Consider the following 13575-nt stretch of genomic DNA (forward strand, 5'->3'; position numbering starts at 1 on the left):
GAACCTTTGACACTTAAACAAAATGTATCTCAACAATCCGAACATAAAATTGCCTGATGATCCGGACACTATTGTTTGGAAATATCTTGACTTATCTAAATTTCTTGATTTGTTGCTTTCTAAGAAATTGTTCATGTCCCGTTCTGATAAATTCGAAGATCAGTACGAGGGAACTTTTAGCGAACCTACATTTGAAGAGATTAAAAAACTCGCCGTTGACAATCCTGACTTTTTAAATTATTACAAAACACATCGCGAAAAAGTAGCCATAAGCAGTTGGCATATTAACGAATACGAATCGTTTGCCATGTGGCAGATATTTACGCAAAACAGCGAAGGTTTAGCGATTCAATCTACAATCGGGAGATTGCAAAAAGCACTGAATCCAGAGAACAACTTTGATCAGTATATTGGCGAAGTAAATTACATCGATTATAAAAAAGAATATATTCCGTTTGAGGATTTGTTTTTTTCCTTTTTATTTAAGCGAAAAAGTTTTCAATACGAGCGCGAAGTCCGCATTATAACCGACACTTCAAAAAGCACTATAAAACTGAATGACGGATTAAAAATCAATGTTGATATTAATCAGTTAATTGAGAAAATCTACATTCATCCCAAATCTGAAAACTGGTATAAAAAACTGGTAATTCAATTGGTAGAACGTCTTGGTTTTGGTTTTGAAATCGAGAAATCTGATTTGGAGAGTGATATTTTGATTTAGGTTTTTTTGCCTGATTAACGAATTCCAATCTAAACTGGACTAAAAAGTCCAGCTCTACAAAATTATCGAGCCTGGCGGCTCTTTTTTTCTTTACAATTTCATTTTGTGTCATTTCGAGGAACGAGAAATCACATCCAGAGAGCAACGAAACGCGAATACGTTATGTGATTTCTCGTTCCTCGAAATGACACAACATAAATCTAAAATCAGCAATCTAAAATCAAAAATTATATCGGCTTATAACCTTTAACTTCCCATTTTTTAGAAGCTAAATCTATATAGTTATAATGTAAAACGTCATTTTTATCGAACTGACCATTTTGATTCGTGTCTTCAATCGTTCTAAAATACAAACGACTATTAGATTCTATTAAACTCCAATCAACCAATTCCTGGAGATCTTCTGAAATTTTAGTAAAATTAGCTCCACTAATATCACTTAAATATAAAGTTTTAATATCTCCGCTATCTATTTTACCATCTTTGTTAGTGTCAGTGTCAGCTAATGTATAAACCATTATTTGATTGTGCGTTTTATCTGCAACCGGTTTTAAATAAGTTGCCGTTAAAATTAAAGCTGGTTTATCTGTTAAAGAATGAATAGAATCTGAATCTACTTTTTGGAATTTCAGGTTTTGTAAATAACCGGTAATTTCATATTCGCCTAAATTTGAAATCGTAAAACTTAAATCGCTCACACTCGAAGATCCGTAACGCGATTTTGTACCTCTTTCATAAACTCTCAAATCTCCGACAGGATGAATTAAATAATCCGTTCCTTCCATCTGAATTGGCAAATCAGCCACTTCAATTTGCGTTGAATCTGTTTTTCCAACAACATTTGCTTTACTTGAAGCATCATAACTTACTTTCGGCTTCTGAACTTCATCTTTACAACTCACTAATGTTCCGATGATTACTAAGGCTATATATTTTAAGGAATTTTTCATGTCTGGAAATTATATTAGAATATCAAATATAGTATTTTTGATTGTATTATCTGTTTTTATTGAATTTTACCAACAACCAAAAATAAGTTGACTTATTTTTCAAACGCAAAATGTTATTTTCTTATTGCCGATGTTGAATTTAAAGCTTTACGATAATTATTTACAACCTCGCATTCAGCTTTATATTAAAAACTCTCGAAGTCATATAATTAGGAATTGCGTATTGATTTTTAGAATATACATCACGCACCCATGTATTGGTTATCGCATTTTGATTATTGAAAATATTAAAAATCTCAACGCCTAAAGACAATTCTTCAAAGTTTTTTATCCAGCCTGTTTTATTATTTCTTGTACTGTTGTCCACAAAAACCTTTGCAAAACCTACGTCAGCTCTTCTGTAATCGTTTAATCGGTTTTGATACAAATACGGATCAGAATAAGATGGCGCACCGCCCGGCAAACCTGTATTATAAACTAAATTCAAATACAATTTTACACTCGGAATGTTTGGCATATAATCCTGAAACAACATTGCAAATTTCAAACGTTGATCTGTTGGTCTGGCGATATAGCCTTTGTTTTCATAGTTTTCTTCGGTTTTCAAATATCCAAAACTAATCCATGATTCCGTTCCTGGTACAAATTCTCCGTTTAACCTAAAATCTAAACCTTGAGCGTAAGCTTTTGCATTGTTATTGGCAATGTAACGAATTCGGACATTATCGATCGAATATACATTTACATCTGAAAGCGATTTATAATAAATTTCGGTAACCCATTTAAAAGGACGGTTCCACATTTTAAAATTATAATCATTGCTCAAAACCACATGAACAGATTCCTGCGCTTTTACATCTGGGTTTACAACACCATTTAAATCACGAAGTTCTCTATAAAAAGGCGGCTGATGATACAATCCTCCGGAAAGTCTGAAAACCATATCCATATCCCAATCCGGTTTTAAGGCGAATTGCGCACGCGGACTAAAAACAATTTGATTTTTTCCTTCGATTGCAGCTCCGGAAACACTCCAGCTCTGAAAACGGGCACCGATATTATACCAAACCTGGCTTGAACCAATTTCTGTTTTCTGGTTCCATTGTGTGTAACCTGAAAATCTGTTTATGGTATTGAAATTAGTTGCACGAACATCCTGATAAGGCAATAATGGTCCTGTATAAGTTTCGTATGGCTGATTATTCTGAGGCAAAACAACAATTGGCGGATTAATTGAGAATCCTGCCGAATCGATCATTTCCCACTCTACCACTCGATCTCGAATGGATTCTCTGGTGTATTTCAAACCAAATTCTAACTGACTGTCTCTCCATTCTTTAAAACCTTTAATTTCTACATTTGCAATTAAGGCATCAAGGTCGTTTCGGGCATGATTAAGCTGAGAGCCAATTCCCGTTGTAAAATCAACATTGTCGATATCGGTTTCTCCTTCAGCGTTTACATTTCCTAAACGATATTGAGCGAGAATATCGAAATGTTCTTTCTCTTTTGTATGAAATAAGGAACCAATTAGTTTAAAAGTTAAGGATGGCGAAGCTTTATACGTTGTTTTCAAAGCGCCAAAATAAGTATCGTATTGGTCTTTTTCCTGTCCTTCATAATAAACCGCAAGTGCCATTGGCTGATCGATTGTCCCGAATTTTGTTTCTCTGGTTAGAGGCTGATACAAATATTTATTCTGCGAAATATTTCCTAAAAAGCTCATTTGCCACTTTTCAGAAATATCATAATTTATATTGGTTTGAACATCTACAAAAGTTGGCGTATAATTGGTTTGTGTATCTTGGCTATTTACAAGCAAACTATTGTTTCGGTATCGAACTCCGGTTACGGCAGACCATTTTTTATCTTTAGAAACAGCATCAACTGCAATACTTCCGCCTAGTAAACTGGCTTCAAGAGCGGCTGCAAACTGAGTTGGTTTTCTATACGTAATATCTAAAACAGACGATAATTTATCTCCAAATTTTGCCTGAAATCCTCCAGCCGAAAAATCTACATTTTGTACCAGATCTGTATTGGTAAAACTTAAACCTTCTTGCTGTCCGGAACGAATTAAAAACGGACGATAAACTTCGATTTCATTTACGTAAACTAAATTTTCGTCATAATTTCCACCACGAACTGCATATTGCGTACTTAGTTCATTATTTGAATTTACGCCGGGTAATGTTTTTAGAATATTTTCTATTCCGGCATTTGCTCCGGGAATTTTCTTTATCGTTTCTGTATCGATAACGGTAATGCCCTGAACGCGTTTTTTATTATTAGAAGAAACAAAAACTTCTCCCATTTGTTCTGCCGAATTACTCATTTTCGGATTAAAAACAAAAACTTCATTGGGTTTTAAATGCACCGTAAGGCTCATCATTTTTAATGAAATATGGGTAAAAATCAAAGAGACTTTTTTGTTGGATGGAATTTCGATTTCAAAAAAACCATTAGAATCAGTTTGCGAAATATTTCCTGAAGCTGAAATATTGACATCAGCAACCGGGCGATTTTCATTATCTAAAATAATTCCTTTAACATGAGCATTTTGAGCAAATGAAACATAACCAATGCACAAAAAAAGGAAAACGAATATTAACTTACTATGATTCAAACGTTTTGGTTTTATTTTTGTTGACTTCTAAAAAAGTGAGTTTCAAAGATAGCAGAATTTCCTACATTGTCAACTACTTCAATTTTTAAATCATTTGGACCTTCTGCTACTAATGCATCTTCAAATTTGTGTGTTATTTTTCTGGTCTTATTATCGTATTCAAATAAAATCCAATTTCCGTTTAAATAACCGTTGTACGATTTTATTCCGGACAAACTATCGCCAATTGTAAACTGAATTGCTTTTACATCGCTAATCCATTTACCCTCTATTGGCTTTGCAATTTTTATAACAGGCGCAACAGTATCCAATACCAAACCGTATTGCCCCAACATTTTTGATTTAGCCGTAAACACATCTTTATTTCTAATTGTTCCGTAATAACTTTTACTGTTTCCGCTAATTCTTGCAATAAAAAGTTTATCTCTTTCTGCTTCCGTATAAGTGCTGTCTTTTATTGTAATGGTAAAATTTGAATGTACGGGAATAACATCTTCGTGAATATAAATCCGATTGTTTTTTACATCAAAATTCATATCAAAATCATCATAAAAAGTTCTGGCTGGGAAAAATACCGACATATTATCTTTTTCGAAATTTGAATCTTTATTGGCGTGAATAAAATATTTTGACGTATTAGGTTCTTCGTTAACAATTGGTGTTTCTATATCATATTCTATAGGAACGGTTACGGAATTTAGATTTCCAAAATAATCAGAAACTTCAATTCTGTAACTTGAAGCTAAATTCGGTTCAACCGGAATAATGCCTCGAAGCGAATCTGTTTTTATAATACTCAAATTATAAGGCGTTTTCATAAATAACTTTTGAATACGCTGACTGTTTTTTTTATATCGCGGATAATCGATAAAAGCGTTGATATAGCGCATTTCATCAAATGAATACGTATTAAACTGGTAGTTGTAATTTTGATTTCCGTTGAAAAAAGTTGAAACATTAAAAACGCCATTTCTATTTCCTGAAACATCATCGAAATCTACGGCATTGATTCCGAAACCAATTTTACCGTTTGCTTTTACCTTACTTGCCAGATAAGTTCCGTCTTTTTGAAGTGACAAATTTAATAACAAGGGCAATTTTGACTGATTTACGGTTGTATTCCCTAACGGATAAACAAAAATACTTGAAATCGTTGGCTTTTTAGTGTCTTTTATATTTTTATCAAATCCGAAAAACATTGGGTTTATAACAAATTCTGTTTTAGAATCGCGAATTTCAAAATGCAAGTGTGGCCCTTCTGAAGATCCTGTATTTCCAGAAAGCGCAATTAATTGTCCTTTTGTAACCGGTAATTCATCAGGTTTTAAAAACATTTCTATTTCAAAAGCCTTTTCTTTATAATGTGCTTTCTGAACATATTCCTGAATAATTCCAAGTGGTGTTTGCAAATGTCCGTATACAGAAGTATATCCATTTGGATGTGTTATGTAAATGCATTTACCGTTTCCAAAGGTTGAAATTTTGATTCTTGAAACATATCCGTCAGCAATTGCATATACATTTAAACCTTCTCTTTGATTTGTTTTTAAATCGAAACCGGCGTGAAAATGGTTCGGTCGCAGTTCGCCAAAATTGCCCGAAAGCTGCATTGGAATATCCAGCGGCGGACTAAAATAATCTTTAGGATACTGAGTTTGAGCAAATATAAAATGACAAAAAAATAAGGTAAGTACAGAAATTCTCATAAGCAACATTTTTGCTAAGATAAAAAAATATGAGGGTAAAAACGAGTAAAAAGCTACAAAAATACAATTCACTGAATTTCATTTATTTGGTTATTTTTAATGTAAAAAAATCGATAAAAAATTGCATTAATAAAAAGGAATACTAACTTTGTATGATTAAGTAATGAATAGGATTTATAATGAGTGTAATTGCCGAAATAATTGATACTCTTGAATATAAAGTCGAAAAGCTTTTTGAGAAATCAAAAGGACTGGAGAATAACAATCAGGAATTAAGATTACAACTAGCCAAAGCTGCGCAAATCATCCAGAAACAATCTGAAGAAATTGAGGCTTTGAAGAAGCAATATGACACACTTAAAATAGCCAATTCGTTGCTCGGCAGCGACAATAATAAGAGAGAGACAAAGCTTAAAATAAATTCATTAATTCGCGAAATTGATTACTGTATAGCACAACTATCAGACTAGTAAAACATGGACGGAAAGCTTAGAATTAAAATATCAATTGCAGACAGAGTTTACCCTTTAACGGTTGAACCAGCTCAGGAAGAAGGACTTAGAAGTGCTTCTAAAAAAATTGATGCTATGATCAAGCAATTCGAAGAAAGTTATGCGGTTCGCGACAAGCAAGATGTATTGGCCATGTGCGCCCTGCAGTTTGCTTCACAAGTAGAACAGAAACAAATTGATAACGCAATTGATGGCGAAGAAACCATCGAACGAATTAAAAGATTAAATTCGCTTTTAGATCAATATCTCGAAAATTAAACGTTCTTTACAGAAACTAAGATACTGCCTACATTAGTTCACAATTGGTAAACTCAACACTAACAAATTAAAGTGAGTGAATCTTCGCTACTATAGTATGCCATGCTTCGGCTTGGAAACTTGAACAGCGAGTTAGCTCAAAACTTGTCTTTACGAGTTTATACAAGCAATTAATGTAGGCTTTTTTATATATAAATTTTAACAAACATGGACATTATAACGATCATTATTTCAGGAATTATAGGTATTGCAGCAGGTTTTGGAATAGCTAAAATTATCGAAAAAAGCAATATTTCAAACTTAATCAAAAACGCCAAAAAAGAAGCCTCATCCATTTTAAAAGACGCTAATTTAGAGGCCGAAAATATCAAAAAAGATAAAATTCTTCAGGCTAAAGAACGTTTTATTGAATTAAAATCAGAGCACGAACAAGTTATTTTAGCACGAGATAAAAAAGTAGCAGAAGTAGAAAAAAGAGTTCGCGATAAAGAATCGCAAATTTCTAATGAGTTATCGAAAGCTAAAAAAGTAAACGACGATTTCGAAGCTAAAACATTAGAATACCAAACTAAAATTGAAGTTTTAGACAAAAAACAATCTGAAGTTGACAAACTGCATAAAAGTCAATTACAGCAACTTGAAGTAATTTCAGGACTTTCTGCTGAGGAAGCAAAAGAACAATTGGTAGAAGGTTTAAAAGCTGAAGCTAAAAGCAAAGCTATGTCTCATATTCAGGAAACTATTGAAGAGGCAAAACTTACTGCACAGCAAGAAGCGAAGAAAATTATCATTAACACAATTCAAAGAGTTGGAACTGAAGAAGCGGTTGAAAATTGCGTTTCTGTTTTCAACATTGAATCTGATGACGTAAAAGGTAGAATTATTGGTCGTGAAGGCCGTAACATTAGAGCGCTTGAAGCTGCAACGGGAGTTGAAATCATTGTTGATGATACACCGGAAGCGATTATCCTTTCTTGTTTTGACCCTGTTCGTAGAGAAATTGCGCGTTTGTCATTGCACAAATTAGTAACTGACGGACGTATTCACCCAGCTAGAATTGAAGAAGTTGTTGCTAAAACAGCAAAACAAATTGATGACGAAATTATTGAAGTTGGTAAACGTACGGTTATCGATTTAGGTATTCACGGTTTACACCCTGAATTGATAAAAGTCGTAGGTAGAATGAAATACCGTTCTTCTTACGGACAAAACTTATTGCAACACTCAAGAGAAGTTTCTAAACTTTGTGGTATCATGGCAGCTGAATTAGGCTTGAATGTGAAATTGGCAAAAAGAGCCGGTTTACTTCACGATATTGGTAAAGTGCCGGATACTGAAAGCGATTTACCTCACGCACTATTAGGTATGCAATGGGCGGAGAAATACGGTGAAAAAGAAGAAGTTTGTAACGCTATTGGAGCTCACCACGACGAGATCGAAATGAAATCATTATTATCTCCAATCGTTCAGGTTTGTGATGCTATTTCAGGTGCGAGACCAGGCGCAAGGCGTCAGGTTTTAGATTCATACATTCAACGTTTGAAAGATCTTGAAGAAGTGGCTTACGGATTTAGCGGTGTAAAAAATGCATACGCAATTCAGGCTGGTAGAGAACTTCGTGTAATTGTAGAAAGCGAAAAAGTTTCTGATGATAATGCAGCGAATTTATCTTTCGAGATTTCACAAAAAATTCAGACAGAAATGACTTATCCGGGTCAGGTTAAAGTAACAGTAATTAGAGAAACCAGAGCAGTAAATATTGCTAAGTAATCTCAACTTTATATACAAAACAAAAAGGCTATCTTAACGGATAGCCTTTTTGTTTTGCCCTCATCTAACGTTGCGTATATTTTTATAAACAAATAGAAACATAGGGATATTATACCAGTGAAAAAGGCAGTTTTAGCAAACAAGTTTTTTCACATAGCTATGTTTATTAATGCAAGTGAAACGCCTTTTCATATTTTTTGAAACTTTGAAATCTATGTTTCTATGTGTTTAAATAAAAAATTTGATTTACATATCGTTAAATACGATTTTAAAGCTCGTTCCTACTCCAACTTCACTTTCTACAGAAACGCTCCCTTTCATAGCTTCAATTTGATTTCTGGTGATGTATAAACCAATTCCTCTGGCTTCTTCGTGTTTGTGAAACGTTTTATACATTCCGAATAATAAATCGCCGTAAATTGCCAGATCAATTCCTAAACCATTATCAGTAATTTTTAGTGATTTATAACCTTCAGGTTCAATTGCAAAATCGAAAATTATTATTGGGTCGCGATCCGGATGACGGTACTTTATGGCATTTGTAGCAAAATTCAACAACACACTTTCTAAATAAGCCGGATTAAAATTGATTTTTAAATATTCGGGAACATTATTTACAATCGAAACGTTGGTTTGCTTATCATATCCTTTAATCGTTGAAATTGTTTTTTCGATATATTCATTCAGTTTTAAAGGCTCAACAGCAATATTGATATTACTTTGGGTTTTTACGATTTGTGTTAAATTAGAAATAGTTTCATTCAAATCATTAGAAACGGTTCTTAGATGAAGCAACATTTCATTAATCATTGTTCGATCTGCATCTGCATCAATAAAATCCAGAATCGATTTTATATTTCCGGCCTGTGTATTTAAATTGTGCGAAACAATATGCGAAAAATTCAATAATCGGCTATTTTGATCGCTGTAAAGTTTCATCGTTTTTAAAAGCTCAAGCTCTTTTTCTTTTTGAAATGAAATATCAGTATGAGTTCCTATAACGCGCACTGGCTGCCCTTTTTCATCTCTTTCTATAACTTTTCCCCGATCCAAAATCCATTTGTAGTTTCCGCTGGATGTCATTACACGATGGTAATTTTCGTAATACGGAATCTTATTATCAAAATGATCCTGAATATCTGAATAATATTTTGGAAGATCATCAGGATGAACAAGTTTATCCCAGCGATCCGGATCATCAAAAACATCAGTAGATTCTAATTCTAAAATTTTAAGTGAAAGCGACGAATAAAAAACGCTATTGGTAACCATATTCCAATCCCAAATACCGGTAGTTGATGCTTCGAGTGCAAACTGAAAACGTTCCTCAGAAATGCGTAATCTTGCTTCTTTATCTTTTAGATCAGTAATATCAGAAACATGTCCGAAAAAACTAACACAACCGTCATCAGCCAGTTCTGTTTTAGAAGAAATCTGAAACCAGCGCAATCCTTTTTTTGGTAAAAAAGCTCTAAACTCCAGCACCCAGGGCTTTACCTCCCTACGCGCCTTAATTAAAGACTGAAAAAATAAATCTCTGTCGTTTGGATGAATTCGGTTATAAATTACTAAAATACTTTCGTTCGAAAATGTGGTTGAGGGTAATTCAAAAATCTCATCAGCAGATTTACTGACAAGCGGAAATGTGTAATTATTATTGCAATCGATAACAAACTGAAAAAGTAAATCCGGCATTTCGGCAAACAATTTTTTGTAAAAATTATTTACCTGCAGGCAATCTTCATTTTCATGTAAATCAAAAACCATATATTTCTTTTTTATATCAATTGAATTATAAAATAATCTTCAAACAGAAAACAGAAAAAGACTTAAGTTATTGTTTATCAACATTATTAATTTATAAATAATACACAAGGTATTACTTTTAAGACTTACAAATGAAGTTCTTGTAGAATTAAAGCTAAATTATTTTCTTGGATGAAAGGAATGTATGACTTCTTTTAAAAAGCTTCGGTCTAAATGTACATAAATTTCGGTTGTTGTTATTGATTCATGGCCAAGCATTAACTGAATTGATCTTAAATCAGCACCATTTTCAAGCAAATGTGTAGCAAAGGAATGTCGTAAAGTATGCGGACTAATATTTTTATGCAAACCAATTTTTACGGCAAGATTTTTTATAATGGCAAAAATCATAGAACGAGTCAATTGACTTCCTCTTCTGTTTAAAAACAAAGTATCTTCCTGACCTTTTTTTATATTTAAAGTATTCCTAATGGAGTTTTGATAAATCTGAATGTATTTTTGGGTTAGTTTTCCAACGGGTACAAAACGTTCTTTGTTTCCTTTTCCGGTAATTTTTATAAAACCTTCTTCAAAAAATAAATCAGAAATTTTGAGTGAAACCAATTCAGAAACTCTCAATCCGCAACCGTATAAAGTTTCGAGCATGGCACGGTTTCTTTCCCCTTCATTAGAACTTAAATCTATAGCAGCAATAAGCGCATCGATTTCAGGAACAGATAATGTATCGGGCAATTTTCGGCCTGTTTTGGGAGACTCAATTAATTCTAAAGGATTATCTTTTCTGTAATCTTCAAAAATCAGATAACCAAAAAAGCTTTTTAATCCGGAAATAATGCGCGCTTGCGAACGCGGATTAACTTCTTTTGAAACGGCATAAATAAATTGCTGTACTATTTCATCAGTTATATTTAAGGGAGAAACTTCTATTCGATTGGTTTCTAAAAAAAGACATAATCGCTCGATATCGAAACCATAATTTTCGATTGTGTTTTTAGACAATCCTCTTTCGATTCGCAAATACGATTGATAATCTTTTATATAAGTATTCCATTTCATATTTACAAAGTAAAACATTTTTGGGCATAAAAAAACCTTCCTGATTAGAAGGTTTTTTACACTATTTTAAAACAATAAACTAAAATTTATAGCCCAATGCTAATGAAAAAACGCTGTTATGAATTTTATCATCATCACCAGATTCCGTTTTAATGATATTTGATAAACCGATAGCGTAACGAAGATTAGTAGCTAAATGCTCAGTAATGTTATATCCTACACCGAGAACAAGTCCAAAATCAATAGATTCAAACGTGTCTTTAGCATCTTGATCTACAGTTTTACTATATTGGGTTAGTTTAGTAGACATTTTTGCTGAAGTTAAAAAACCAATTTGTGGTCCAACTTCAATAAAAGACTGACCATCAGCAGTATATTTAAACATTACAGGTATATTAATATAGGAAAGATTCCAATTTATATCATTTTTAAACTGATAGCCATTTACATACGTTGTAAAATCTTTAAATTTTGCCCCTTGAGTTGAATACAAAATCTCTGGTTGAATAGCAAAACGATCATTTATGTTGATTTCAGCAAAACCACCCATGTTAACTCCAAATCTTGATCCTATATTTACTCCATGAGTATCGCCAGTCCAATTTGACAAATTTATTCCGGCTTTAATTCCAAATTTTGCTTGTTGTGCGTTAGCAAACCCAAATACCATAACAGCAATTGCTGATAAAAAAAAATTCTTCATTGTTTAATCCATTTTTAATGAATATCAAATGTAGTCTTTTTCTTTCAATTAATAAAAAACCCTCCTGATTAGGGAGGGTTTTAAAAATATTAGAATTTAATATTAGAATTTGTATGCTGCCGTTAATGCAAGAACATTATTAGTATATCTATTATCATAATATCCAAAATCTTCATCATCATAATAATCGTTGTCATAATCGTAAACATTAGATAAGCCAATAGTATAACGAATACCTACAGAGAAATTATCTGTAAAATTATATCCTGCTCCTAAATTAAAAGCAACATCAACTGATTTTTCATCATAAGTGTTTTTACTAGAAACTAAAAATCCAAGTTGTGGTCCAGCTTCAACAGTAAATTGTTTTGTAATATAATACTTAGCTAATACAGGAACATTGATGTAATTTAAATTTACTGTATAATCAGGCTCACCATAATATCCATCAAATTTACCACCTTGAGCAGAATATAAAAGCTCTGGTTGAATGTATAATTTTTTCCAAACGTTGATTTCTGCAAAACCGCCTAATTGAAAACCAATTAATGCGTTAGCACGATCTTCACCACCAATAGTAGCAATATTAAGACCACCTTTTACTCCAAATCTAGTTTTTTGAGCATTTGCAAACCCGAATGCCATTATTGCAATAGCACATAAGATAATTTTCTTCATTTTAATTGTTTATTGTTAAAATTAAGTGGCAAATATAAAAATATACTTAGTGAAAAAGGATTTGTTTTTTAACAAATAATATGGTAATTGTGAGCCAAAATTATGTTAAGAACCATCGCTTTCTTACACAAAAAAAGCCCTCCATTTCTGGAAGGCTTATATTTTAAGTTGCAATAAACTTAGAATTTGTATGCTAATGATAAAGCTAAATTACTATTTTTAGCACTGTCATAAAAATCATCTGCATCATCGATATCTTCATCAGAAAGAGGAGATAAACCAATAGTATAACGAAGATTAATTGATAAATTATCTGTAAAATGATATGCTGCTCCTACATTAAAGCCAAAGTCTACTGATTTTGAAAATTCTTTAATATCGTTATCATCTGCTTTAGCTGATAACAAAACACCAAGTTGAGGACCAGCTTCTACGCTGAATTTATCAACGATATAATATTTTGCTAATACAGGAATATTCAAATAATTCAATTTTAAATCGAAATCATTTCCAAAAACACTTTCAACTTTAGTTCCTTGTGTTGAAAATAAAATCTCAGGCTGAATTGCAAATTTCTCGACAATTTTGATTTCTGCAAAACCTCCCACATGAAAACCAACTACTGATTTAGCACTTTCAACATCTCCTCCAACCAGAGTTGAAAGATTAAGGCCACCTTTAACTCCAAGTTTAGTAGACTGTGCATTAGTAAATCCAAATGTCATTATTGCAATAGCACATAAGATAATTTTCTTCATTTTAATTGTTTATTGTTAAAATTAATTGACAAATATAAAAATATCCTAGTGAAAAAGGATTTGTTTT

General features: G+C 32.6%; 12 protein-coding genes. 4 read left to right on the forward strand and 8 right to left on the reverse strand.

What is annotated here, in order from left to right:
• The first annotated feature begins 22 nt into the window (after positions 1-22).
• Entirely contained in the window at positions 23-724 is a 702-nt protein-coding gene (locus EV143_RS19605) for a DUF2971 domain-containing protein (RefSeq protein WP_133509622.1), read from the forward strand.
• A 227-nt stretch (positions 725-951) separates the two neighbouring features.
• Here the strand turns inward: EV143_RS19605 and EV143_RS19610 are convergent, their stop codons facing one another.
• From EV143_RS19610 to EV143_RS19620, 3 genes are all read right to left on the reverse strand, one after another.
• A complete protein-coding gene (locus tag EV143_RS19610; RefSeq protein ID WP_133509623.1) occupies positions 952-1674 on the reverse strand; it encodes a CREC-EF hand family protein in 723 nt (240 codons plus the stop codon).
• 160 nt (positions 1675-1834) lie between these two features.
• On the reverse strand, positions 1835-4300 hold the full coding sequence (locus EV143_RS19615; RefSeq protein ID WP_133509624.1) for a TonB-dependent receptor: 2466 nt from the start codon (positions 4298-4300) through the stop codon (positions 1835-1837).
• Positions 4301-4311: 11 nt separating this feature from the next.
• Positions 4312-6006, reverse strand: coding sequence for a M23 family metallopeptidase (locus EV143_RS19620; protein ID WP_133509625.1), 1695 nt, complete (start codon positions 6004-6006; stop codon positions 4312-4314).
• A gap of 179 nt (positions 6007-6185) precedes the next feature.
• Between EV143_RS19620 and EV143_RS19625 the strand changes: the two genes are divergently transcribed.
• The 3 genes from EV143_RS19625 to rny all read left to right on the forward strand — a co-directional run bounded on the left by EV143_RS19625 (position 6186) and on the right by rny (position 8546).
• Positions 6186-6476 (forward strand): hypothetical protein, encoded by a 291-nt coding sequence (locus tag EV143_RS19625; protein ID WP_133509626.1) that lies wholly within the window; start codon positions 6186-6188, stop codon positions 6474-6476.
• Positions 6477-6482: 6 nt separating this feature from the next.
• Entirely contained in the window at positions 6483-6776 is a 294-nt protein-coding gene (locus tag EV143_RS19630) for a cell division protein ZapA (protein WP_012022231.1), read from the forward strand.
• Between the two features lie 207 nt (positions 6777-6983).
• Complete coding sequence (gene rny / locus EV143_RS19635; RefSeq protein WP_133509627.1) at positions 6984-8546, forward strand: ribonuclease Y; 1563 nt, start codon at positions 6984-6986, stop codon at positions 8544-8546.
• A gap of 246 nt (positions 8547-8792) precedes the next feature.
• On the opposite strand, the gene EV143_RS19640 is transcribed toward rny, so the two are convergent.
• From EV143_RS19640 to EV143_RS19660, 5 genes are all read right to left on the reverse strand, one after another.
• Positions 8793-10313 (reverse strand): PAS domain-containing sensor histidine kinase, encoded by a 1521-nt coding sequence (locus EV143_RS19640; RefSeq protein ID WP_133509628.1) that lies wholly within the window; start codon positions 10311-10313, stop codon positions 8793-8795.
• Positions 10314-10472: 159 nt separating this feature from the next.
• A complete protein-coding gene (xerD, locus tag EV143_RS19645; protein WP_133509653.1) occupies positions 10473-11369 on the reverse strand; it encodes a site-specific tyrosine recombinase XerD in 897 nt (298 codons plus the stop codon).
• Positions 11370-11448: 79 nt separating this feature from the next.
• Positions 11449-12072: a porin family protein gene (locus EV143_RS19650; RefSeq protein WP_133509629.1), complete on the reverse strand. Its 624-nt coding sequence runs from the start codon at positions 12070-12072 to the stop codon at positions 11449-11451.
• A gap of 102 nt (positions 12073-12174) precedes the next feature.
• A complete protein-coding gene (locus EV143_RS19655) occupies positions 12175-12750 on the reverse strand; it encodes a porin family protein (protein WP_133509630.1) in 576 nt (191 codons plus the stop codon).
• A 179-nt stretch (positions 12751-12929) separates the two neighbouring features.
• Positions 12930-13508 (reverse strand): porin family protein, encoded by a 579-nt coding sequence (locus EV143_RS19660; protein WP_133509631.1) that lies wholly within the window; start codon positions 13506-13508, stop codon positions 12930-12932.
• Positions 13509-13575 lie beyond the last annotated feature (67 nt).

Origin of the sequence: Flavobacterium chryseum (genome assembly GCF_004362015.1) — a bacterium.
GTDB lineage: Bacteria > Bacteroidota > Bacteroidia > Flavobacteriales > Flavobacteriaceae > Flavobacterium.

Excerpts from the sequence above, each read along its gene's own strand:
- xerD (WP_133509653.1), bottom strand. The coding sequence starts at position 11,369 with ATGAAATGGAATACTTATATAAAAGATTATCAATCGTATTTGCGAATC.
- EV143_RS19620 (WP_133509625.1), bottom strand. The coding sequence starts at position 6,006 with ATGAGAATTTCTGTACTTACCTTATTTTTTTGTCATTTTATATTTGCT.
- EV143_RS19660 (WP_133509631.1), bottom strand. The coding sequence starts at position 13,508 with ATGAAGAAAATTATCTTATGTGCTATTGCAATAATGACATTTGGATTT.
- EV143_RS19610 (WP_133509623.1), bottom strand. The coding sequence starts at position 1,674 with ATGAAAAATTCCTTAAAATATATAGCCTTAGTAATCATCGGAACATTA.
- EV143_RS19630 (WP_012022231.1), top strand. The coding sequence starts at position 6,483 with ATGGACGGAAAGCTTAGAATTAAAATATCAATTGCAGACAGAGTTTAC.
- rny (WP_133509627.1), top strand. The coding sequence starts at position 6,984 with ATGGACATTATAACGATCATTATTTCAGGAATTATAGGTATTGCAGCA.
- EV143_RS19640 (WP_133509628.1), bottom strand. The coding sequence starts at position 10,313 with ATGGTTTTTGATTTACATGAAAATGAAGATTGCCTGCAGGTAAATAAT.
- EV143_RS19605 (WP_133509622.1), top strand. The coding sequence starts at position 23 with ATGTATCTCAACAATCCGAACATAAAATTGCCTGATGATCCGGACACT.
- EV143_RS19650 (WP_133509629.1), bottom strand. The coding sequence starts at position 12,072 with ATGAAGAATTTTTTTTTATCAGCAATTGCTGTTATGGTATTTGGGTTT.
- EV143_RS19625 (WP_133509626.1), top strand. The coding sequence starts at position 6,186 with ATGAGTGTAATTGCCGAAATAATTGATACTCTTGAATATAAAGTCGAA.
- EV143_RS19655 (WP_133509630.1), bottom strand. The coding sequence starts at position 12,750 with ATGAAGAAAATTATCTTATGTGCTATTGCAATAATGGCATTCGGGTTT.